This window comes from Glycomyces artemisiae (assembly GCF_003002955.1).
Classification (GTDB): domain Bacteria; phylum Actinomycetota; class Actinomycetes; order Mycobacteriales; family Micromonosporaceae; genus Glycomyces; species Glycomyces artemisiae.
Map to the genome: position 1 here is coordinate 519,402 of NZ_PVTJ01000002.1, position 22,643 is coordinate 542,044.

The 22,643-nt window shown below is 71.1% G+C and carries 19 protein-coding genes and 1 tRNA gene; 11 read left to right on the forward strand and 9 right to left on the reverse strand.

Annotated elements, in window-relative coordinates; translation table 11 throughout:
- Positions 1-189 precede the first annotated feature (189 nt).
- The gene (locus tag B0I28_RS06975) at positions 190-708 is read left to right on the forward strand and encodes a hypothetical protein (RefSeq protein ID WP_146147996.1); all 519 of its coding nucleotides are present in this window, start codon (positions 190-192) and stop codon (positions 706-708) included.
- A 19-nt stretch (positions 709-727) separates the two neighbouring features.
- Here B0I28_RS06975 and B0I28_RS06980 read toward each other — a convergent pair whose 3' ends face one another.
- Positions 728-1,918, reverse strand: coding sequence for an LppU/SCO3897 family protein (locus B0I28_RS06980; RefSeq protein WP_106363064.1), 1,191 nt, complete (start codon positions 1,916-1,918; stop codon positions 728-730).
- 93 nt (positions 1,919-2,011) lie between these two features.
- Between B0I28_RS06980 and B0I28_RS06985 the strand changes: the two genes are divergently transcribed.
- Both B0I28_RS06985 and B0I28_RS06990 read left to right on the forward strand, forming a co-directional pair.
- Positions 2,012-4,201: a DEAD/DEAH box helicase gene (locus B0I28_RS06985; RefSeq protein WP_106363065.1), complete on the forward strand. Its 2,190-nt coding sequence runs from the start codon at positions 2,012-2,014 to the stop codon at positions 4,199-4,201.
- A 52-nt stretch (positions 4,202-4,253) separates the two neighbouring features.
- Positions 4,254-4,829, forward strand: a complete 576-nt coding sequence (locus tag B0I28_RS06990; protein ID WP_219926604.1) for a DUF4291 domain-containing protein — start codon at positions 4,254-4,256, stop codon at positions 4,827-4,829.
- Here B0I28_RS06990 and B0I28_RS06995 read toward each other — a convergent pair.
- Positions 4,808-6,148, reverse strand: coding sequence for a cellulose binding domain-containing protein (locus B0I28_RS06995; protein WP_106363067.1), 1,341 nt, complete (start codon positions 6,146-6,148; stop codon positions 4,808-4,810). The two genes, B0I28_RS06990 and B0I28_RS06995, sit on opposite strands and share 22 nt — an antisense overlap.
- Positions 6,149-6,249: 101 nt before the next feature.
- Here B0I28_RS06995 and B0I28_RS07000 point away from each other — a divergent pair, with 101 nt between their 5' ends.
- Entirely contained in the window at positions 6,250-7,860 is a 1,611-nt protein-coding gene (locus B0I28_RS07000; RefSeq protein ID WP_106363068.1) for a cellulase family glycosylhydrolase, read from the forward strand.
- Positions 7,861-7,907: 47 nt separating this feature from the next.
- Here the strand turns inward: B0I28_RS07000 and B0I28_RS07005 are convergent, their stop codons facing one another.
- Entirely contained in the window at positions 7,908-9,107 is a 1,200-nt protein-coding gene (locus B0I28_RS07005; RefSeq protein WP_106363069.1) for a chymotrypsin family serine protease, read from the reverse strand.
- Between the two features lie 230 nt (positions 9,108-9,337).
- On the opposite strand from B0I28_RS07005, the gene B0I28_RS07010 reads away from it, so the two are divergent.
- On the forward strand, positions 9,338-10,309 hold the full coding sequence (locus B0I28_RS07010) for an aldo/keto reductase (RefSeq protein ID WP_106363428.1): 972 nt from the start codon (positions 9,338-9,340) through the stop codon (positions 10,307-10,309).
- Positions 10,310-10,381: 72 nt separating this feature from the next.
- Here the strand turns inward: B0I28_RS07010 and B0I28_RS07015 are convergent.
- Positions 10,382-10,457, reverse strand: a tRNA-Arg gene (locus B0I28_RS07015).
- A 94-nt stretch (positions 10,458-10,551) separates the two neighbouring features.
- The gene (locus B0I28_RS07020) at positions 10,552-11,223 is read right to left on the reverse strand and encodes a hypothetical protein (RefSeq protein WP_106363070.1); all 672 of its coding nucleotides are present in this window, start codon (positions 11,221-11,223) and stop codon (positions 10,552-10,554) included.
- 138 nt (positions 11,224-11,361) lie between these two features.
- Here B0I28_RS07020 and B0I28_RS07025 point away from each other — a divergent pair, with 138 nt between their 5' ends.
- Complete coding sequence (locus B0I28_RS07025; RefSeq protein WP_106363071.1) at positions 11,362-12,504, forward strand: winged helix DNA-binding domain-containing protein; 1,143 nt, start codon at positions 11,362-11,364, stop codon at positions 12,502-12,504.
- A 27-nt stretch (positions 12,505-12,531) separates the two neighbouring features.
- Here B0I28_RS07025 and B0I28_RS07030 read toward each other — a convergent pair whose 3' ends face one another.
- The 3 genes from B0I28_RS07030 to B0I28_RS27840 are packed head-to-tail and all read right to left on the reverse strand — an operon-like array spanning position 12,532 to position 15,499.
- The gene (locus B0I28_RS07030; RefSeq protein ID WP_106363072.1) at positions 12,532-14,229 is read right to left on the reverse strand and encodes a DUF885 domain-containing protein; all 1,698 of its coding nucleotides are present in this window, start codon (positions 14,227-14,229) and stop codon (positions 12,532-12,534) included.
- Positions 14,226-15,161, reverse strand: coding sequence for a prephenate dehydrogenase (locus B0I28_RS07035; protein WP_106363073.1), 936 nt, complete (start codon positions 15,159-15,161; stop codon positions 14,226-14,228). Before B0I28_RS07035 ends, B0I28_RS07030 begins: the two co-directional genes overlap by 4 nt.
- Entirely contained in the window at positions 15,161-15,499 is a 339-nt protein-coding gene (locus tag B0I28_RS27840) for a GroES family chaperonin (RefSeq protein WP_245888906.1), read from the reverse strand. Before B0I28_RS27840 ends, B0I28_RS07035 begins: the two co-directional genes overlap by 1 nt.
- Before the next feature lie 151 nt (positions 15,500-15,650).
- Between B0I28_RS27840 and B0I28_RS07045 the strand changes: the two genes are divergently transcribed.
- The 5 genes from B0I28_RS07045 to B0I28_RS07065 all read left to right on the forward strand — a co-directional run bounded on the left by B0I28_RS07045 (position 15,651) and on the right by B0I28_RS07065 (position 21,730).
- Positions 15,651-17,009 (forward strand): AI-2E family transporter, encoded by a 1,359-nt coding sequence (locus B0I28_RS07045; RefSeq protein ID WP_219926605.1) that lies wholly within the window; start codon positions 15,651-15,653, stop codon positions 17,007-17,009.
- Entirely contained in the window at positions 17,006-18,955 is a 1,950-nt protein-coding gene (locus B0I28_RS07050) for an ATP-dependent DNA helicase (protein WP_106363075.1), read from the forward strand. The genes B0I28_RS07045 and B0I28_RS07050 overlap by 4 nt, the downstream gene beginning before the upstream one ends.
- Before the next feature lie 192 nt (positions 18,956-19,147).
- Entirely contained in the window at positions 19,148-19,777 is a 630-nt protein-coding gene (locus tag B0I28_RS07055; RefSeq protein WP_106363076.1) for a DUF47 domain-containing protein, read from the forward strand.
- 2 nt (positions 19,778-19,779) lie between these two features.
- Complete coding sequence (locus B0I28_RS07060) at positions 19,780-20,805, forward strand: inorganic phosphate transporter (protein ID WP_106363077.1); 1,026 nt, start codon at positions 19,780-19,782, stop codon at positions 20,803-20,805.
- A 94-nt stretch (positions 20,806-20,899) separates the two neighbouring features.
- On the forward strand, positions 20,900-21,730 hold the full coding sequence (locus tag B0I28_RS07065; RefSeq protein WP_106363078.1) for an NUDIX hydrolase: 831 nt from the start codon (positions 20,900-20,902) through the stop codon (positions 21,728-21,730).
- On the opposite strand, the gene mshD is transcribed toward B0I28_RS07065, so the two are convergent.
- Positions 21,667-22,551, reverse strand: a complete 885-nt coding sequence (gene mshD / locus B0I28_RS07070) for a mycothiol synthase (protein WP_181245675.1) — start codon at positions 22,549-22,551, stop codon at positions 21,667-21,669. The genes B0I28_RS07065 and mshD overlap by 64 nt on opposite strands.
- Positions 22,552-22,643: the final 92 nt, after the last annotated feature.

Here is a 22,643-nt window from a genome sequence, read left to right on the forward strand (position 1 = left end):
CCGCGAAAGCCCCCAAAGCCTCCCGACTCACCGGCACGGATTCACTACACTTCGGACACGTCTCCTCAGGTGCATGCTCACTGGTCCGAGGCGGTCCGACCGGCTGGGAGCGATTCCAGTCGGGGGCCATAGAATCGGCTGATGATCTCTTCGCAAACTTTCCTGAAACGTTGCGCGGCAACAGGTGTGGTGCTCGCGACGCTGGCTGCCGCCGGTTGCGGCGGCGGAGGGGAGCCGGGGGCGGACGTCTCCGAGTCGGGTGCCGCTGCCGCCGAGGCGACTTCCGGGATCGCCGACCCCTCCGGGCGGCCGTCCGCCTCGCCGTCAGAGGCCGAGTCCAGCGAGCTTGCAGCGGAAGCGGACGAGGCGGCCGCGGACGATGCGGGCTACGAGGACTGCGGCGACGGCGCGTGCGAAGTGCCCTTCTCGGGCTCGGTCCAGTTCCCGCTCACCGGAGGCGACGGCCAGTGGACGGTGGACGCGGTCGTCGAGGACGGCGGCGTCCAAGTGAGCCTGACCAAGCCGAGCGGCCTCGGCGGAGGCGGCGGCTTCCTCGACCACCCGTCGTGCGCGCTGACGTTCCGCGCCGACGGCAGCGGCGGCCTCGCCTGCGACGAGGAGCCCGCCGCGCCCGACGCCGGAGGCATCGTGGTGCAGTTGACGGCACTCGACGGCGACGACGCGACCGTGGCGGCGACCCTCGGCTGACGGTCGCCCGCAAGCCGTCCTACAGCCACCCCCAGCAGACCGTGAAGGAGAGCTCGGGGAAGTCCGGGACCTCCTCGTACGCCCAGCCCCAGCCGTTGCACCAGCTCTCGCCGTCGACGATCTCGTTGGTGCGCCCCGTGACGTAGGCGTTGCCGTCGTCGCAATCGGACACGAACTCGGCGTACGTGTAGTCGGAGTTCATCGACAGGCAGTCGTCGACCTCGGCGTACCCGGTGTCCCCGCTGGCGTACAGCATTTGCAGGCACAGCGTGGTGTCCAGATAGGTCTCGCCGGTGGAGTAGCCCACGCCGTAGATGTAGTACGTCGAGTCGGTGCACGAGCTCGTGCTCGACTCGCCGTCGATCCGCTCGATGACCTTGAACGCCCCGTCCTGGCAGTCGAGGACGTACCACGCGCTGCCCGCCGTGGAAGTGCCGTAGACGCACTCGCCGACCTGCGCGTGGTACGCGTCGTCGCCGTCGATCACGGTGTAGCTCAAGCACAGCACCCGGTCGGTCCCGGTGGAGGTGACCGAGAGGTTGACGACCGGGTTGCTGTCGCACGACGTCAGGTCGCTGGTGCCCTCGATGATGTCGACCGCCTCGAAGGCCCCGGCCCCGCACACGGCCGTCTCCAGCTCCGGGGTGGTCTCGTCGCCGTAGTTGTAGAAGCAGTCGCCGATCACCGCCTCCGCCACCGGATCCGCCACCACGTCCTCGGTCGGATCGGCGTTCGAGGTGGCGTCCGAGCCGCCGCCGCCCCCATCGCCGCCGGGGTCCGCAGTCGTGGTCCCGGGATCGTCATCATCGTCGGAGGTGAGCACGATCCCGGTGATGCCCAAGCCGAGCAGCAGCACCACGCCGAGCGCGATGCCGATCCACCCCGCGACCGGCATCCCGGAACTCGGCGGCGGCACCGGCGCGTACTGCGGCGGCATCCCGGCATAGCCGCCCTGGTACGGATCACCGGCCGGGTACGGGCTCGGCCCGGGCGGATAGGCCCCCGGCCCGGGCGGGTAGGGCCCTTGCGCGGGCGGGACCTGGGCGCCCGGCGGCGGATACCCGATGTTGCGGCTCGTCTCCGGGCCCGGCATGTAGCCGGGACCGGGCGCGGAGCCGGGCGTGTACCCCGGGCCGGGATTCGAGGGCGAACCGTTCGGGCCGGGGTTCGCGGAGGGGTCGGGCACGGGGTCGAAGTGGTAGGGGTCCATGCGGCGATTCTGGCAGGTCGATGCAACCGCTCGGCAGTGCCGCGGCCCGCCCGGGCCCTTACAATTGACCCCCTCCCCACCCCAGGAGTCCCCATGGCCGGCACCCCGCTCGACAAGCGGAAGCTCCGCGAGCATGCGCGCTCGCAGGTCTCGCGCGCCCGAGAGACGTTGCGGCAGTGGGAGGTCCTCGCCTCCGCGCCCGCGCAGCTGCGGAAGTCCCTGCGCGGCCATGTCGCGGCCATCGCGCACGAGGAGGTCGCCGGGCGGCTCGTGACGATGCGGGTCACCGAGCTGAAGCAGGTCGCCAAGGGCCTGCGCCTGGCGAAGCTCGAAGCGGCGGGGATCACCACGGTCGCCGACGTCCTCGCGAACTCCCGCGAGCAGCTCCTCGCGATCCCGGGCGTCGGCGCGCAGACCGTCGACGAGGTCAAGGCCGCCGCCGAGCACTTCGCCGAGCGCTCCCGCGCCGACACCAGGCCCCGCTTCGACCCGCAGCGCCGCGATCCCCGCCACACCCGCATCCTCGCGCACCTGCGGGCCGAGCAGACCGCCTCCGCGGCCGTCGGCGACCTGCGCGAGACCGTCCACCGCTTCCGCGAGCGCGCCATGCCGTACTTCGCCGCGGCCGACCGCGCCGGCAGCCGGCTCGCGATGCTCTTCTCAAGTCGCAAGCGCAAGGCCGAGACGCTCGCCCGCCTCGAAGTCCTCGAAGCGGTCAACGCCGCCCCCGAAACCCTTGCACTGGAACGCGACCTCGCCGCCGCCCTCGACCGCGCCCGCCCCGAGCGCTGGACCTCCGACGAGCTGTGGCGCGACTACGAGCGCCGCGCCGCCAGCGTCAACACCCAGCTCGCCAAGCTCACCGGCAGCGACGTCGAGGACGCCGGGCGCGCCGAGGACTTCGTCGGCGCCGACCTGCGGCACGAGATCGAGACCCTCCCGTTCGACCGGTCGCTCCTGCGCACCGACCTCCGCTACTACCAGCTGTTCGGCGCGAAGTACGCGGCCCACCAGCGCAAGGCGATCATCGGCGACGAGATGGGCCTCGGCAAGACCATCCAGGCCCTCGCCGTCGCGGCGCACCTGGCCGCGAACGGCCAGCGACGCACCCTCGTCGTCTGCCCCGCCAGCGTCGTCCCCAACTGGCTCAACGAGATCCGCAAGCACACGCGCCTCGACGCGTTCAGCCTCCACGGCCCCGACCGGGAGGACGAGGCCCGCAGGTGGCTGCGCCGCGGCGGCGTCGCGGTCACCACCTTCAACACGATCGACCGGCTCGACGTGCTCCCGCAGCGGTCGAGGTTCGCCCTCGTCATCGTCGACGAGGCCCACTACATCAAGAACCCGGACGCGAAGCGCAGCAAGGCCGTCGGCGACGTCATCAGGCGCTCGAAGCGGGCCGTCCTCCTGTCCGGCACGCCCATGGAGAACCGCGTCCAGGAGTTCAAGGCCCTCGTCGGGCACCTGCGGCCCGACATCGCCGACCGCGTCGGCGAGGGCGACGACGTGGTCGGCGCGACCGAGTTCCGGCAGGTCGTCGCCCCGGTCTACCTGCGGCGCAACCAGGAGGACGTGCTCACCGAGCTCCCCGAGAAGATCGAGGTCGAGGAGTGGGTCCGGTTCAGCGCGCAGGACGAGGACGAGTACCGCGAGCAGGTGCGCCGCCGCAACCTCATGGGCATGCGCCGCGCCTCCTCCGCGATGCCGGGCTCCGCGAAGCTGGAGCGCCTCGCCGAACTCGTCGACGACGCCGGGGACGAGGGCCAGAAGGTCATCGTGTTCTCGTACTTCCTCGACGTGCTCAAGGCCGTGGGAGAGCGGTTGGGGGACCGCGCGATCGGGCCGATCACCGGGAAGGCCGCCGCCCCGAAGCGCCAGGCGATGGTCGACGCGTTCACGCGCCGCGAAGGCCCCGCGGTGATCCTCGCGCAGATCGAGGCGGGCGGCGTCGGCCTGAACATCCAGTCGGCGTCGGTGGTGGTCCTCGCTGAGCCGCAATGGAAGCCGAGCATCGAGCAGCAGGCCGTCGCGCGGGCGCACCGCATGGGCCAGACCCGCCGCGTCCAGGTGCACCGCCTGCTCGCCAAGGACGGCGTCGACGACCGCATCCGGGAAGTGCAGGAGCACAAGGAGCTCCTGTTCGAGCACTACGCCCGGCACAGCGACGCCAAGGGCACCGGCCCGATGGCGACCGCGACCGCCGTCGCCACCCTCGAAGACGACTCGATCCCGTTGGAGCAGCGCATCATCACCGCCGAGCGCGCCAGGCTCGGCCTCGGCTGACCCGGGTTATTGCGGTTGCGCCGCCGCCCCCGCGGCGGCGACCATGCAGCGTATGGAAACACCCCGAACCCCCGACCGCCAGATCCGCGCGGTCTACGACGCCGACACGATCACCGTCTACCAGGCGTACGACCCGCACATCGCCGACCCGGCGCTCGCCGCGCAGACGTTCGTCCCGCCGTTCAAGCGCGAGCGCATGACGTGGATCAAGCCCTCGTTCCTGTGGATGATGTACCGCTGCGGCTGGGCGACCAAGCCCGGCCAGGCCCGCGTCCTCGCCGTCTCGATCACCCGCGGCGGCTTCGCCTGGGCCCTCGCCAACTCGTGCGGCAGCACCCCGGCCCCCGGCGAGACGCACGACGACTGGAAGCGCCGCCTGAAGGCCTCCCCGGTGCGCGTCCAGTGGGACCCCGAGAGGGACCTCCGCCTGGGCCGCCTCGACCACCGCTCGATCCAGATCGGTCTCGGCCCGGAGGCCGTCGATCGCTATGTGGGGGAGTGGATCACGGCGATCGAGGACGTCACGCCGCTGGCGCGGCGCATCGCCGCGCACCTCGGCGCCGGGGAGCAGGACCGCGCCCGCGACCTGCTCCCCGCGGAGCGCCCTTACCCGTTCGAGGCCGTGTAGGCGACCTCCGTGTAGGCCGTGCTGCACTGCGGGTTGCAGGTCGAGGGCAGGGAGAACGCGTAGACCCGGCCGTCGTTGATGAGCTGGTCGTTCACGTCGGTGACGCGGATCTGGAAGTCCGTGCCGGCCTCGGCGGTCGGTTCGAGGATGTAGGACTGTCCCATGTCGCCGTTCATCTCGGCGTCATGCCATGCGCCGTCGGCGAAGTACTCCACGCCGTGGATGCCGTTCGCGAGCTGCGAGACCGCGATCGCGCCCCAGTACTTCTGGGCGCCTTGGAGGAAGCCGATCTTGATGTCGCCGCTGTAGTCCGGCGCGGGGATGAACGACCAGGACACCTGGCGGTTGTTCCAGTGGTCGAGGAGGTCGCCGACCGGTGCGCCGTCCTGCTCGAACCGGTTGATCGAGGACGTGACCAGGTCGAGGTGGAACGGGTCGTCGCGGCACCAGGCGTTGGCGTCGCCGCAGCTGTCGGCGACGATCAGGTCGAGGGTGGCGCCGTTGTACTCGTCGGCGGTCCAGGAGCCGTTGCGGCAGAACGGCTGGCTCTGCGCGCCGTCGTTGACGCCGGTGCAGTAGTCGCCGATGTCGACGCGCACCCACCGGCCGCAGTTGGCGCCGTTGTCCCACAGCCCGATCTTGTCGGCCATGTCGGGCGGGATCGGCCGCGGGTAGAACGCGTAGTCGCCCGGGGTGTCGTAGACGTTGAGCGCCACGAAGTCCTGCGTCTCCAGTTCGGACTGCGGCAGTCCGCAACCGCCGTAGGGTGATCCGAGGCCGCTGAAGTGGGTCGCGTTGCCGGTGTCGCCTTCGCCGCTCGGCGGCGGCGTGGTCTCCTCGGGAGGCGTGGTCTCCTCCGGCGGCGTGGTCGAGCCGGTGGGGGAGTCGGTCTCCTGGACGCCGCCGCAGGCGACGCCGTTGACCGTGAAGGAAGTCGGCACAGCGGCGGGCCCGCTCACGATGAGCCCGAACAGCTCCCGCGTCTGCCCCGCCGAGATGGTCGCGTTCCATCCGGCGTCCGAACCGGTGAACCTCGCGCCGGACTGGGTCCAGTCGACGTTCCAGGCACTCTGGACCGTGCCGGACAGGTCGAACCCGATCCTCCAGCCGTCGACGCGCTCCGAGCCCGCGGTGAGCGAGACGTTCGCCTGGTGGCCGCCGCTCCAGCTGCTGACCACGTTGTACTGCACGGATTCGCACGCGGCGGCGTGTGCCGGGTTCGCCGCCACGATCGCCGCCGTCGCGGCGATCAGCGCTCCTGCCGCGACGGCGACGGCACTGAGCCGCCGCCTGCGCCGCCGCGCTCCTTGGACTTCCATGGCCCGTCCTCCTCCTTGACAGATGTATCCAGATACATCAATATGTAGGGACGATACCCTTGGGATCGCTCCCAGTCCAGTCTCACGTCAGGAGCCCCGGCATGGCACCCGCGCGAAGTATTCGCCAGTTCCACAGAGCCGCAACAGCAGCGGTGCTCAGGGCACTCGCCGTGTTCGTCGCGGCCGGCCTCTTCGTACTGGGGCTCCCCTCCGCGCCCGCCAGCGCCCAGACGCAGGGCACCGGCACCGGCTTCCTCAGCACCGACGGCAGCCGCATCGTCGACGAGACCGGCGCCGAGGTGCGGCTCACCGGGATCAACTGGTTCGGCATGGAGACCGACAACCACACGTTCCACGGCCTGTGGGCCAACGCCCCCGCGACCTGGAGCGGCCAGCTCGACCGCATGGCCGAGCTCGGCTTCAACACCCTGCGCATCCCCTACACCGGCGACTCGCTGCGCCCTGACGCCGAGGCCACGAGCGTCAACGACTACACCAATCCGGACCTGGTCGGCCTGCACCCCTTGGAGATCCTCGACAAGGTCATCGACCACGCCGGAGACCTCGGCATGCGCGTCATCCTCGACCGCCACCGTCCCAGCGCCGCCGGGCAGACCGCCCTCTGGTACACCCCGCAGGTCTCCGAGCAGAGCATCATCGACGACTGGACGATGCTCGCCGAGCGCTACGCGGGCAATCCCACCGTGATCGGCGCGGACCTGTTCAACGAGCCGCACGCCGAAGGGACCCTTCCGAACGCGACCGGCTCCTGCTGGGGCTGCGGCGTCCAGTCGCGCGACTGGCGCCTGGCGGCCGAGCGCATCGGCAACGCCATCCTCGACGTCAACCCCGACTGGCTGATCCTCGTCGAAGGCGTCAGCACCGTCTCCGGCGGCCTCACGAACCAGTGGGACAACGACCCCGCCACCGACGACGAGAGCACCTGGTGGGGCGGCAATCTCAGCGCCGCCTTCGCGAACCCGGTCCGCCTCGACGTCCCCCACAAGCTCGTCTACTCCGCCCACGACTACGCGATCTCGGTCTACGACCGCCAGCCCTGGTTCGAGGACCCCGACTTCCCGAACAACCTCCCCGAGGTCTGGGACCACTTCTGGGGCGACCTCCACAAGCAGGACGTCGCGCCGGTCCTGGTGGGCGAGTTCGGCAGCACCCTCGCGAACCCGCTCGACACGCAGTGGCTCAACGCGCTCATGGACTACATGACCGACAACGGCATGTCCTTCACCTTCTGGGCCTGGAACCCCAACTCCGGCGACACCGGCGGCCTCGTCGACAACGACTGGTGGACCGTCAACCAGACCAAGTACAACATCCTCGAACCCCACCTCAACCCGCCCGTCCCCGACGGCAACGGCTCCGGCGAAACCACCTCCCCGCCCACCCAGCCCACCGGCGCCTGCACCGCCGCCTACGCGATCACCGGCGGCTGGCCCGGCAACTTCCAGGCGAACGTCACCGTCAAGAACACCGGCTCGACCTCGTTGAACGGCTGGACCGTCAAGTGGACCTACGCAGGCGACGAGACGATCTACAACTCCTGGAGCACCCAACTCACCCAATCAGGCAAGACCGTCACCGCCAAGGCCCCCGCCTCGAACGCCACCCTCGCGGCAGGCCAGCAGACAACCTTCGGCCTCCAAGGCACCTACACGGGAACGGCTGGAACCCCGCAACTCACCTGCACAGCCTGAGAACAACCGGCCGCGGGCATCGGGCCCGCGGCCGGCCTCGCTGCCGCCTATTCCTTGAGCAGCACCGTCACGCCGAGCGCGTGGTCGAGGTCGTCCGCCAGGGTGAAGACGCTCTTGCCGCCGCAGAGGCCGACGTGGGACCCGAAGGCGCGGTTCTGGTAGGACCAGCCGCCGCCCGAGTCGCCCTTCACGGTGTAGGCGTCCTTCATGCGGATCATGCTCTCGGTGAGGTAGCCCTCCAAGGTGCACGAGTAGAAGACGTTCTGGACGCCGATCGAGCAGCGCCGGACGTCGGTCTTGCGTCCGAAGACGCAGATGGACTCGCCGACCGAGACCTCCCACCACCGTTCGATGGAGAGCGTGTCGCGGCGCTTGTTCGCGGAGGAGTAGAACTCCGGCCGGTCGATCTGGGCGGTCGTGGTGTGCCACTCCACGTCGCCCCAGGTGCCGCGGTGCTGGGCCTGGAAGTCGAGGCTGACGGTGCCGGTCTCGGACGTCCAGGTCCCGGTGAGCCCCTGGCAGTGCCCGGCCGAGGTCGTGCCGCCGACGCCGTTCTCGTCGACCACGCTCCACCCGGTGGTGCAGGTGAAGTTGACGCCGGCGTACGCGGGCAGGCCGCCGTACGTGTACTGCACGGTGTTGCCGAGGTCGCCGACGACGTCGAGTGCGACGCCGTCCTGGAGTCCGCCGGAGAGCTCGCGGACGATCGCCTCCGGATCGGTCGGCAGGCCCGGTTGGGCGGCGACCTCGGCGCTGATCGTGCCGGTGGTGATGTCGACGCCGCTGGACAGGTCCGCGTATCCGAGCGCGACCAGCTCGCGGTTCAACTGCCGGTTGCGCTCCCTCAGTTCGAGGAACGAGAACCGCTGACCGTCGGCGATGACGACCTCCTGCCCGCTGGCGCGGACGGCCTCCAGGACGACCTCGTCGGCCTCGCCCTTGATGTACAGCGTCGGGATGCCGCCGGGACGCTCCGACAAGGCCGTGCCCACGAGCGCATCGAGGCGTTCGGCGGCGATGGCCGAAGTGATGCCGTCGAGTGCCTGGGCGACCCGGTGCTGGGCCTCCGCCTCCTCGAACGTCCACCCGAGGGCTTCGGCGGTGAGCGCGAGGTCTTCGCGCAGGCTCTCCTCAGCGGTCTGGTAGCCGGGATCGGCATCGTCCTGGGCGAAGGCGGCGGGCGGTGCGAGCAGCAGCGAGGGGATCGCGAGCGCGGCGACGAGGCGCGCCGCGAAGGGCTTGTTCATGGGGGTGTCCGATCTGGTCAGTGCCGGGCGGGGGTGGCCCAGGTTCACCGCCCTGGACTCCAAGTGACACTACCGATTCGGAGCGCGATCATGGGGTCCCGAGTGGAGGCATGGCACGAACCAGCGACTCGCCGCCCGCCGACGGCCACCCCCAGTACGTCGAGGCGCGGGTCGGTATCGTGCTGGTGCGGCCCGATCGGGTCGGTGCGGCCCGGGAGAGGGGACGGTTCATGGAGTACACGCGTGTGGGAGGGTCGGGCCTCAAGGTCAGCCGGATCGCGTTGGGGTGCATGAGCTTCGGGCAGATGCCCGGGGACTCGGACGCATGGGCGCTCGGCCCCGAGGAGTCGGCGCCGCTGTTCCGCCAGGCGGTCGAACTGGGGATCACCTTCTGGGACACCGCGAACATGTACTGGGCCGGCAGCTCGGAGGAGCTGGTCGGCAAAGCGATCAAGGAGTACACCCGCCGCGAGGACGTGGTCCTCGCCACGAAGGTGTTCTTCAAGATGCACGACGGTCCAGGCGGCTCGGGTCTGTCGCGCAGGGCGATCCTCGAACAGATCGACGCCTCCTTGGGGCGGTTGGGAACCGACTACGTCGACCTGTACCAGATCCACCGCTTCGACCCCGAGACGCCGGTCGAAGAGACCATGGAGGCACTGCACGACGTGGTGCGAGCGGGGAAGGTCCGCTACATCGGCGCGTCCTCGATGTGGGCCTGGCAGTTCGCGAAGATGCAGCACGTGGCCGAGGTGAACGGCTGGACCCGGTTCATCTCCATGCAGGACCAGTACAACCTGATGCAGCGCGAGGAGGAGCGCGAGATGTTCGGCCTGCTCGCCGATCAGGGGGTCGGCAGCCTCCCGTGGAGCCCGCTCGCCAAGGGCCGCTTGGCCCGCCCTTGGGGCGAGCGAACGGCCCGGTCCGAGCGCGACCCGGCGGCCGCCCGCTATGACGGCGAGCGCGACCGTCCGATCGTGGAGGCCGTGGCCCGGATCGCGGAAGAGCGCGGCGTGCCCATGGCGCAGATCGCCCTCTCCTGGGTGCTCGGGAAGTCCCCGGTGACCGCTCCGATCGTGGGCCCCACGAAGCTCCACCACCTCGCCGATGCGGCGGCGGCCGTCGACCTCGAACTCACCGACGACGAGGTCGCGGCCCTGGAGGAGCCGTACACGCCGCGCCTTCCCACCGCCTTCAGCTAGCCGCGCGGGGTCGGCTCTTGCCTGACCCCGGACAGCAGGAAAGCCGGGTCGATGACCCGGCTTTTTCTGTGGTGGTGCGCCGCGAGGGATTCGAACCCCCAACCTTCTGATCCGTAGTCAGATGCTCTATCCGTTGAGCTAGCGGCGCCTGGCCCGGTTGAGCAGGCCGGGCATAACCTTACCTGGCCCGGGATCGCGCCTGCAACCGGGTTCGGTGGTGTGCTGTGGGTCATTCGTCCGGGTCAGCAGTTGTCCAGGACCGTCTTCGCGAAGGTGCGCCAGGCTTCGGGGAGGGTGTCGGTGCCGACGGCCGCCCAGACTGCGGTTTCGGCTTCGGGGACCTCGTCTCCGAGGAGGTAGCGGGCCACGAAGTCGGCGCGGTTGGGGTGGCCGGGGAAGAAGTAGCCGGCTGCGGCGAAGAGGGCGACGTAGGCGCGGTGGAGGCCGGAGGTGAGCGTCTCGGCGGTGGCCCAGGGGTCGGTGGATTCGGCGAGGCGGGTGGCGAGGGTCTCGGCCTCGGCGGCGACGGTCTCGCGGGACGCGTCGGCGAGGGCCTGCGGGAACTCGGTTACCTCGGCGCGGGCCTTGGAGCCGAGTTCGGAGTCGTCGGCGAGGAGGGTGCCCTCCGCGAACGCGCCGATGACCTTGAGGGCTTCGGAGGAGGGGCGCTCCCAGCCCTCGCCGCGGCCGAGCGCGTCGAGGAGCTCCTGGAAGCGGGCGACCGTGAGGTGCGCCGCTTCGCCGGTCGCGTCCTCCGGGACCTCGGCGGTCTCCCACACGCACACCAGCTCGGCGTCTTCACCGAAGCCGGACAGGGCCGGGCCGTGCGCGTACGCGAAGGCGAGGCGTTCGTCGTCGTTGAGGTCGGCGAGGACGTCGGTGGAGAGCCTGAGGACCGCGTTCGGAAGGGACATGCCGCAATTGTGCTTGCTCCTCGCAACCGCGTCCACCCGTCTGAGCAGAGGAACCACCCGTGATTCCGGCCATCGGAGCCCCTGGGGCGGGTGGTTCGGCGGAGGGCTCATGTCGCCTTCTCCCGCTAGCATGAGCGAATGCCGACACCCACCCGAGACCTCACCCCGGCGGCCGTCGCCGCTTGGCGCGCCCGTTCGCAGCGGCTGTGGGGCGAGCGCCTCGCGACGCCGTGGGACGCGTTCGAGCACCTCGCCGCCGTCCAGTCGCAGGAGTACCAGCCCTCGAAGCTCACGCCCGCGATGCGCGCGAAACCGGACGGGGACGGCCTCGCGTACGCGGGCGCCGGCGGCGTCGACGCGCTCATCGAGCAGGGCCGCGTCCTGCGCACGCACGTCCTGCGGACCACCTGGCACACCGTCCCCGCGGCGGACCTGCGGATGCTCATCGCCGCCAGCGGCGACCGGGTCATGCAGGTCATCGTGAACGGCAGCCGCGGGATCGGCATCGACCTGCGCACGCACGAGCGCGCCACCGAGGCGCTCGCGGCCGCGACCGCGGGCGGGAGGCACCTGACGCGGGAGGAGGCCGGAGAGGCCCTCGAAGCGGCCGGGATCGCCGGAGCGTCCGGGCAGCGGCTGGGGCACCTGCTCATGCACGCCGAGGTGTCGGCGGTGATCTGCTCGGGGGACCCGAAGGACGGCAAGCAGACGTACGCGAGCTTCGACGAGCGCGTCCCGACTGGGGCGATCGGCAAGGACGAGGCGATCCGGGAGCTCGCGCGCCGGTTCTTCGCCTCCCGCGGACCCGCCACCGTGAAGGACTTCACCCGCTGGGCGACCCTGAAGGTGGCCGATGCGAAAGCCGCCGTCGACGAGCTGTTGCTCGGCGGGTCGGGCCTGCGCGAGCTGCGCTACGACGACCGCGTCTTCTACTACGAGGGCGAGCGGCCCGAGCCGGAGGACGGCGGGCCCGTCGTGGACTTCGTGCAGGGCTACGACGAGATGCTGTGCTCCTACACCGACTCCAAGGACCTGGTCCTGCACCACTCGGTGCCGCGCGCGCTGTTCCCCGACCGGCCGCGGTTCACCTCGGCGATCCTCCTGGACGGCCAGGTGGTCGGGAACTGGAAGGCCGCAGTGAAGAAGGACCGCGTGGTCATCGAGACATGGCGGGTGCGCGGCTTCACCGCCGCCGAGATCGCCGCGATGCGCCGCGGCGCCGACCGGCTCCGCGCCTGGTTCGGCAGCCCGGAGATGGAACTCGGCCTCGACCACGCGTGAGCAGCGGTCGAGGCCGAGAACGGGTGCCTAGAGGCGCGCCAGCGCCTCGGCGAACGGGGTGAGGCCCATCGAGCCGAGGTTGAGGGCGTCGGTGTGGAACTGCTTGAGCGAGAAGTCGGCGCCCTTGCGGGCCTTGTAGTCCTCGCGCGCCTGCATCCACAGGCGCTCGCCGACCTTGTAGGACGGGGCCTGGCCGGCCCAGCCGAGGTAGCGGTTGCGCTCGAAGGACAGCATGTCGTCCTCGATGGTGCGGGTGTGCGCCTTCATGAACTCGAACATCTTCTCGCCGTCCCACTCCTCGCCCGGCCGCCAGCCGAACGGGTTGTCCTCGGGGATGGTGAACTCGCAGTGGAGGCCGATGTCGACGATGACGCGGGCGGCGCGGAACGACTGCGCGTCGAGCATGCCCAGGCGCCCGGCCGGGTCGTCGTCGTAGTACCCGAGCTCGTCCATGAGCCGCTCGGAGTACAGGGCCCAGCCCTCGCCGTGGCCCGAGCACCACATCATCTGGCGCTGGAACCGGTTGAGCAGCTCCGTGCGGGCCATCGTCTGCCCCACCTGGAGGTGGTGGCCGGGGACGCCCTCGTGGTACACCGTGGACTTCTCGCGCCACTTGCCGAACAGCTTCTGGCCCTCAGGCACCGACCACCACATCGCGCCCGGACGCGTGAAGTCCTCGCTCGGGCCGGTGTAGTAGATCGCCCCGTCCTCGGTCGGCGCGATCTTGCAGTCGATCGTGCGGATCTGCTCGGGGATGTCGAAGTGCTTGTCGGCGAGGTCGGCGATCGTGGAGTCGGCGAGCTCCTGCATCCAGTCGCGGAACAGGTTCTTGTCGGTGAAGTTCTCGTCGGCGTCCTGGTCGAGGAACGCCACGACCTCCTCGATCGACGCGCCCGGCTTGATCCGCTCGCACGTCGCGCGCATGTCCGCCTCGATGCGGGCCAGCTCCTGCCAGCCCCACGCGTACGTCTCCTCCAAGTCGATCGCCGCGCCGATGAAGTAGCGCGACGCCCGCGAGTAGCGGTCGCGCCCGACCGCGTCCTTCTCCGGCGCCTGCGGGGCCAGCTCCTCGCGCAGGAAGCGCGCGAAGTTGTGGGTCGCCGCGCGGGCCCAGGCCGCGCTGTTGCCCAGGGCGATCTTCAGCGGACCGGAGGTGATCGGCTCGCCGTCGATCGTCACCGAGCTGATCAGGTTCGCCCAGAAGTCGGTGCCGGGCCCCTTGGCGCCGTTCCAGTTGTCGCAGTGGGTGGCGACCTCCAGGACCTGCCGCTTGGCCGCGACCCGGCCCGCGGCGGCCTCGGCGCGCAGCGTCTCGGTGTACTGCTTGAACGCCTCGGTGACGGCGGCCAGGCGGGCCGCGATGTTCTCGGCCGCGACCTTCCCGTCCTTCGGCATCAGGTCGAAGATCTGGCGCACGTTGTGGACGCTCGACGACAGGACGTTCAGCTCCAGGTAGGCGTCCCCGGCCTCGTACCGCTCCAGGCTCAGCCGCAGCCGCTCCAGGATGGCGTCCTTGGCGACGCGCTCGCGCTCGTCGACCGGCTCCGCGGCCTCCAGCGCCGCGATCGTGCGCCGCTCCAGGTCGGCGAAGGCGGCCAGGCCGGCGGGTGAGAGGTCATCGAGTTCGTGATCGTGGCCCGGGACGCCCATCGCGGTGGCGTTCATCGGGCTGAGGGCGATGGCGTCCTCGACGTACTGATCGGCAATCTGATCGATTTTTCTCATGGAGTGGACTGTACGCGAGGTCGCCGCCCGATCGCGACCTCACTTTCCACGGCCTCGACCCAGCCGCCGGCGGCCCCCAGCTCCAGCAGCGCCTCGCGCGTCAGGGGCACGCGCTCGGCGTCCCCGGGCTCGGGCGGCCACGCCGCGCGCTTCGCCCGCGCCCGGTCGAACCACGCGGCGATCCGCTCGGGGTCCTGCCGGTACTCGGCGAGGTGCTGGTGGGCGGTCCCGAGCTCTTCGCCGAGGTCGTCGAGCGCGAGCTCCAGCATCCCGCGGTTGCCCTCGACCATCCCTGCGAACAGCGCCGTCGGGCTGGCCGCGACGCGCGTGCCGTCGCGGAACGACCCGGCCGCGAGCGTGCGCGACAGCGGGTCGTCGGCGACGAGGACCAGCGCGGCCGCGACGAGGTGCTCCAGGTGCGAGATGCGGGCGGCCGCGGCGTCGTGGTCGTCGGCGCGGGCCGGGACGACGCGGGCGCCGATCGAGGTCCACAGGCGCGCGAGCAGCAGCCAGTCGTCCAGGTTCGTGTCGGCTTCGAGGCACAGGACCCAGACGCGGCCGCGGAACAGGCCCGGCTCGGCGCTGGCGAAGCCCGCGGTCTCCTTGCCCGCCATGGGGTGTCCGCCGACGAAGCGCGGCTGGGCGGCGAAGGCGCGGGCGGCGTCGGCCTTGACGGAGGCGGTGTCGGTGACCAGGCCGCGGAAGCCCGCGAGGGTCGCGGCGACGGCGGCGAGGTGCTTGACGGGGGCGGCGACGACCGCGACGTCGGCGTCGAGGAGGCCGGCCGGGTCGGCGGTGACGGGGAAGTGCGCGGCGGCGGCTTCGCGGACCGCGGGGTCGGGGTCGTGGCCGACGACCTCGTGCCCGGCGTCGGCGAGCGCGAAGGCGGCCGACCCGCCGATGAGGCCGAGGCCGGTGACCGCGACGCGCATCAGAGGTAGAGCCCGGTGCCGTCGTTGTCGACGCGCTTGGCGGCGACGGCGTGGATGTCGCGCTCGCGCAGGAGGATGTAGGTGCGGCCCTGGATCTCGACCTCGGCCTTGTCCTCGGGGTCGAACAGGACGCGGTCGCCGTTCTCGACGGAGCGCACGAGCGGCCCGACGCCGACGGCCGCGGCCCAGTGCAGGCGGCGGCCCATCTGGGCGGTCGCGGGGATGACGATCCCGGCGGCCGAGCGGCGCTCCGCATCGGCGTCCTCGCGTACGAGCAGGCGGTCGTGGAGGAGCCGCACGGGCAGGCCGGTCGTCGAGTCCAACGGTGTTTCGGTCACAGCGCCCGAGCCTACCGCGGGCCCCGGGTGGTGGCGCCTGCAAGACCGGTCTCGGTGGTGCTGGCTGGATGGGGATGGTCGCACCGAACCGGTACGGTACGTGGTGACGTTGCACCCGCCTCCTTTCGGAGGAACCGTCCTTGGAGACACCGTGAGCCGATTCCGCCGCACGACCGCCCGGGCCAGACAGCTGTGGATCGGCATGCGCCTCAACCCGGTCGCCGAGCGCGCCGTCGCCGGGCGCGCCGACGAGGAGCCGGACGTCGGCGGGGGCGGGGCGGACCTGCCGCCCGAGGAGCCCGCGGCCGCGGTCGGGGGCGACCCGGAGCGCCGGTACGTCCCCACGGGACTGGTCGTCGGCGCCGCGTGGTCGTGGCGGCTGCTCGTCATCGGGGCGCTGCTCGCCGTGGTCCTGTACCTGCTCAGCCAGGTCACCACGGTCGTCATCCCCGTCGTCATCTCGTTCCTGCTCGCCGCGATGCTCCAGCCGCCCGCGGCGTGGCTGATCCGCCACGGCTGGAACAAGTCCCTCGCCTCGATCCTCATGCTCGTCGCCGGGCTCGCGGTCGTCTCCGCGGTGATCACGTTCGTGATCCAGCAGTTCATCGCGGGCGTCCCCGACTTCTACGACTCGATCGTCAAGGGCCTGCGCGACGCCCAGGCCTGGCTCGAATCCGGCCCGTGGGGCCTCGACGGCGCGCAGGTCGCCGAAGTCCTCGCCGACGTCCAGGACAACATCACCAACTGGTACAGCGAGAACCAGCAGACGATCGTCCAGACCGGACTCGACGTCGCGGGCTCGACGGCCTCGGGCCTGGGGAACTTCGTCACCGGCCTGTTCCTGGTCCTGTTCACCACCTACTTCTTCATCCGCGACGGCCGCCGCATCTGGACGTTCCTCACCGGCTGGCTCCCGCGCCCCGCCACCGAGTCGCTCCGCTACGCGGGCGGCGCGGGCTGGTCGACGCTCGTGCAGTACATGCGCACCGTCGTGGTCGTCGCCGCGGTCGACGCGATCTTCATCGGCCTGGGCCTGCGGCTCCTCGACATCCCGCTGTGGCTGCCGCTGACGACGCTCGTGTTCCTCGGCGCGTTCATCCCGATCATCGGCGCCACCGTCTCGGGCGCGGTCGCCGTCGTCGTCGCGCTCGTGGGCACCGAGAACGGGCTCGTCAACGCGCTCATCGTCCTCGGCATCGTCCTGGCCGTGCAGCAGCTCGAATCGAACCTGCTCCAGCCGTTCCTGATGAGCCGCGCCGTGAAGCTCCACCCGCTCGCGATCGTCCTCGCGGTCACCGCGGGCGGCTTCGTGTGGGGCATCGTGGGCGCGCTCGTCGCCGTGCCGCTCCTCGCGATCGTCAACGGCACCGTCCGGGCGCTCAACCGCTTCCGCGACGCGCGCCGCGAAGCCCAGGCCCGCGGCCTGGGCGAGGGCGAGGCGACCGTCGAGGCCGCCCATGCCGACGGCGACCCGATCGACGCCGGCGAGCGGGCGGCCCGGGAAGGATGAGCGCCGACGCCGAAGCCCTGAAGATCCTCGACGCCGCCGTCGCGGCCACCCCCGGCGGCGCGTCCCGCGACGGCCAGCGCGAGATGTGCGCGGCCGTCGCCACAGCGGTCGACTCCGGGAAGCACCTGCTCGTGCAGGCGGGCACCGGGACGGGGAAGTCCCTCGCGTACCTGTGCGCGGCGCTCGCCACGGGCAAGACCGTGGTCGTGTCGACCGCGACGCTCGCGCTCCAGCACCAGCTGGTGGCCGTGGACCTGCCGCGCCTGGTGGAGGCCGTGGCGCCGGTCCTGGGCCGCAAGCCCTCGTTCGCGCTCCTCAAGGGGCGCCACAACTACCTCTGCAAGCGCAAGATCGCGGGCGACGAGGAAGAGGACGAGGGGATGCTCGAAGGGACCGAGCAGCTCAAGTGGGCCGGGCAGCAGGCGTCGTTCGCGAAGCAGGTGCAGCGCCTGTACGACTGGGCGAACGACACCGACACCGGGGACCGCGACGACCTCGACCCGGGCGTGAGCGACCGGGCGTGGAAGCAGGGGTCGACCACGTCGAGCGAGTGCCCGGGCGCGAAGGACTGCGCGCAGGGCCCCGACTGCTTCGCGGAGCTCGCGCGCGCCCGCGCGCACGAGGCGGACATCGTCGTCACGAACCACGCGCTGCTGTCGATCGACATGATGAACGAGCGGTCGGTGCTGCCCGAGCACCAGGTGCTCATCATCGACGAGGCGCACGAGCTGGTCGACCGGGTCACGAACGCGGCGCGCGCGGAGCTGCACCCGGCGCGGCTGCGGTGGCTCGCGCAGCGGGGCCGGCGCCTCATCGACACCGATGCGGCCGACCAGATCCGGGAGGCCGCCGACTCGCTGGAGAACGCGCTGAACATGGCGGGGGAGCAGCGGTTCTCCGGGGAGCTGCCCGCGCCGCTGACGGAGGCGCTCAACCTCGTCAACGCCTCCTGCGTCAAGGCCACGACCCATCTGGGCGCGCTGGACGCGGAGACGAAGAAGCAGCTGAGCGCGCAGCAGCTCAAGGCCGGCCTGGTGGAGGCGGTGGAGACGGCGGGCCGGTGCATCGGCCCGGCCGGGGACGACGTGATCTGGGCGGAGCCGAACGGCCCCACGCTGGTCGCGGCGCCGCTGTCGGTCGGGGGCCTGCTCTCGGCGATGCTGTACGAGGACCGGACGGTGATCGCGGCGTCGGCGACGCTGACGCTCGGCGGGAAGTTCGACACGGTCGCGCGGAACATCGGCCTGCCCGCGGACGGGCACGGCTGGACCTCGCTCGACGTCGGCTCGCCGTTCGACTATGCGAAGCAGGGCATCCTGTACGTGGCGGCGGCGCTGCCGCGCCCGACCGCGTCGGGCCTGTCGGACGACGCGGGCAAGGAGCTGCTGCGCCTGGTGGAGGCCAGCCGCGGCGCGACCCTGGGCCTGTTCTCGTCCAAGCGGGCCGCGGAGGCCGCGGCGGAGCTGCTGCGCGCCAAGACCGACTACTCGATCCTGCTCCAGGGGGAGGAGACCCTCGGGTCGCTCGTGAAGCGGTTCAAGGAGGAGGACTCGACGTGCCTGCTCGGGGTCATGTCGCTGTGGCAGGGCGTGGACGTGCCGGGCATGACGTGCCGCCTGGTCGTGGTGGACCGCATCCCGTTCCCGCGGCCGACGGAGCCGCTGACGGCGGCGAGGTCGGAGGCTGCGGACGCGGCGGGCCGCTCGGGCTTCGCGGAGGTGTCGGTGCCCGCGGCGGCGATCCGGCTCGCGCAGGGGGCCGGGCGGCTGATCCGGCGGACCACTGACCGCGGGGTGGTGGCGATCCTCGACTCGCGGCTCCAGACGAACCGCTCGTACGGGAAGTTCATGCGGGACTCGCTGCCGCCGTTCTGGTACACGACGAAGTCGGATTCGGTGGCGGGGGCGCTGAGCCGCCTCGCGGACGCCGCCGCGACCGAAGGTTAACAATTCATGAACTTCACTCGAACATTTGCATAACCCCAGCTTGGAGCGGTTTCGTGGAGTCTCACACAGGGAACTTCGCAAGCTTGTGTCACGTTCACCTGGATGTTAACTTCGGCGTGACGATTTCCAGCCGTCCCCTTGCCTTCTCGGTACAGTGAGGACAGTCAAAGCGACCGAAAGCAGGGGTGCCCGGTGCGGTTCTCGCTGAAGCCTCAGGACGACGCGTTCTACGCCTTCTTCAACGACGCCGCGGACAACATCCGCCGCGGCGTGGGGATCCTTTCGGAGCTGGGCGACGACGCGCCCGACTTCCAGAAGATCTCCGAGCGCCTCGTCGACGTCGAGCACGACAACGACCAGCTGACGCACCGCCTGTTCAACAAGGTGAACTCCACGTTCGTCACCCCGATGGACCGCACCGACATGTACCACCTGGCCGGGAAGCTCGACGACATCCTCGACCACATCGAGGCCGCCGCGAACCTGGTCTACCTGTACGGCCTCTCCGACCTCCCCGCCCTGCCGCGCGAGATGATCGAGCAGATCACCGTCCTCGCCCAGCAGGCCGACCTGCTCGTGGAGTACATGCCGAAGCTCAAGGGCCTCAACTCCTCCATGCAGGACTTCTGGGTCGAGTGCAACCGCCTGGAGAACGACGGCGACCGCGCCTACCGGATGCTCCTGGTCCGCCTCTACTCCGGCGAGTACGAGGCCCTGACGGTCATGAAGCTCAAAGAGGTCGGCGACGAGCTCGAAGCCGCGTGCGACTCGTTCGAGTCGGTCTCCAACGTGGTCGAGTCCGTCTACGTCAAGGAATCCTGACCGTGGACACAGTGACCATCGCGGTATTCCTCTGCATCGCCGCGGCGCTCCTCTTCGGCTACACGAACGGCTTCCACGACTCGGCGAACGCAATCGCCACCTCGATCTCGACCCGGGCGCTGCGGCCCCGGGTCGCACTCGGCATGGCCGCGATCGGCAACTTCATCGGCGCGCACCTCGGCGCGAAGGTCGCCAAGACCGTCGCCGAGGGTCTCGTGGTCCTGCCCACCGGCATCGAAGGGCTCCTCATCGTGATGGCCGGCCTCCTCGGCGCCATCGCGTGGAACTTCACCACCTGGTACTTCGGGCTGCCGACGTCCTCGTCGCACTCGCTGTTCGGCGGCATCGTCGGCGCGACCATGGCCGGCGGCCTCATCATCACCGGCAACGCGAACGACTGGGTGCTGTGGCACGGCATCGTCGACAAGATCGTGCTGCCCACGATCATCTCGCCAGTCGTCGGCTTCGTCCTCGGCTTCCTGGTCATGATCGCCGTCTACTGGCTGTTCCGTCGCGGGCGCCCCGACAAGCTCAACCGCGGCTTCCGCCACGCGCAGACCGTCTCCGCGGCCGCGATGGCCCTCGGCCACGGCATGCAGGACGCCGCGAAGATCATCGGCGTCATCGTCCTCGCCCTCTACGTCGGCGGCATGCAGGACAACGCCGAGCACATCCCCCAGTGGGTCTACTGGGTCGCCGCCGCCGTCATGGCCGCGGGCACCTACGCGGGCGGCTGGCGGATCATCAAGACCCTCGGGCGCCGCATCATCGACCTCGGCCCGCCCCAGGGCTTCGCGGCCGAGACCGTGGCCTCCGCGGTCCTGTACGCGAACACGTGGCTGCTCGGCGCCCCGATCTCCACCACCCACACGATCACCTCCGCGATCATGGGCGTCGGCTCGACCGGCGGCAGGCGCGCGGTCCGGTGGGGCGTAGCCCGCTCCATCGTCATCGCCTGGATCATCACGTTCCCGATCGCCGCGCTGGTGGGCGCGCTCTTCTACCTGCCCATCCAGTTCCTCGGCTAACGCTCTCGCGACGCGGCCCGGTCCGAGGGACCGGGCCGCGTCCGTTTCCCCGTTGCGCACCGGCGCCGCCCGCGATTGCACTAGCGTGAAGTGCATGTCCGTACAGCGCTTCGGGAAGTGGGACTTCAGGGCGGTCGACTCCGAGTCGGCCGCCCGGGCGCTCGCCCGACTCAAGGAGCAGGGCGCCCCCGCCGAACCCGAGCGCGCCGCCGTCGTCGTCCTCCTGCGCGAGGCCCCGCTGCGCGTGTTCCTGCTGCGGCACGCCGCAAAGGAGCCGTTCGGGCTCCCCGCGATCGGCCGCGCCGACCTGCCCGGGGCCACCGCCCGCGAGCGCTGGGCGCACCTGGACGTGGACGCCTCCTTCGAGCGCTCCGGCACGGGCCCGCGCGGGTCCCTGTACGGGTTCCCCGGCGGGCGCCACAAGCCCGACGACCCCGACGTCGCCATGACCGGCGTGCGGGCCGTCGAGGAGGAGACCGGCGCGATGGTCGCCCTCCAGCGGGCCTGGGCCCGGTGGGTCACCCCCGAGTACGAGCCGGTCCGCTTCGACACGTGGATCTACGTCGCGACCCTCGCCGAGGGCTTCCAGCCGCGCATCCGCGTGCGCGAACCCGAGTACGCCACCTGGATCGGCCCCGAGCAGGCCGTCTGCCAGTACGGCGGCCAGATGTCCATGCCCGAGGCGACGGTCCTCGCCGAGCTCTCCCGCTACTCCACCGTCGGCGAGGTCTTCGCCGCCGCCGAGCAGCGCGAGATGGCGCCGATCCTGCCGCGCGTCAGCCTCCGGGAGGGCGAGGCCCGCCTGGTCCTGCCCGGCGAAGAGGACTACCCCGCCGGGGCGCTCACCCGCGCGTTAAGGCGTCAGCGGAGCGCCTTCGACCACTGCACGTCCGTGCGCACGACCTCGAAGCCCTGCTTGCGGTAGAGGCCCACGGCCCGCGTGTTCGACTCGTCCGCGTACAGGTCCACCTGCCGGATGCCGTGCGCCGCAAGATGGGCGAGCCCCGCGAGCGTCAGCGTCCGGCCCAGACCCGTCCCCTGAGCGCGCGGGTCGACGCCCAGCACGTACACCTCGCCGACGCCGCCCTCCACTTTGGTCCAATGGAACCCGAGCATCCCCTCGTCGTCCTCGGCGACCAGCAGGCCGTCCGGGTCGAACCAGGACTCCTCCTCGCGCGCACGCAGATCCGCCGCCGTCCAGCGGCCCTGCTCGGGGTGGTCGGCGAACGCGGCCGCGTTCACCCGCAGCCACTCGGCCTCGTCCCGCCCGGTCCTGAACGGCCGCAGGCGGACGCCCTCCGCGAGCGACGCCGCCGGGGCGTCCCCGACCGGCCAGTTCCGCCCCGCGCCCGCGGGCCAGCCTGCGGGCCACGGGAACCCTTCGAGGCTCCGCGAGAACTGGAACAGCACCCGCGAGCGGTCGAAGCCCCGGGACGCCGCGAACCCCCGCGAGGACGCCAGGTCGCCGTGGCCCCAGATGCGGAGCTCGGTCGCCGACGGGCCGATCCAGTCCAGGACCGAGTCCAGCAGCCGGCCCCCGACGCCCTTGCGCCGATGGGCCGGATCGACCGCCAGCTCCGCTTCGGCGACGTCTCCGACGACCTGCGCGCCCGCGTACGCGACCACCGAATCATTCAGGGGCACAACGAAATGCCTGCGGTGCTTGTCGGGGTTCATCGACATGGCGAGGGTGGTCTGCTCGTTGAAGGGGGCGATGCCGTCGGCCTCCTCGCAGCGGCGCGCCATGGTAACGATTCTGTGAATATCCCGACCCGGAAGTGAAGCATGTTGCGCCATGGGGTTACTCTATTCCTGGACTCAGCACCGTGCCGGGGTGC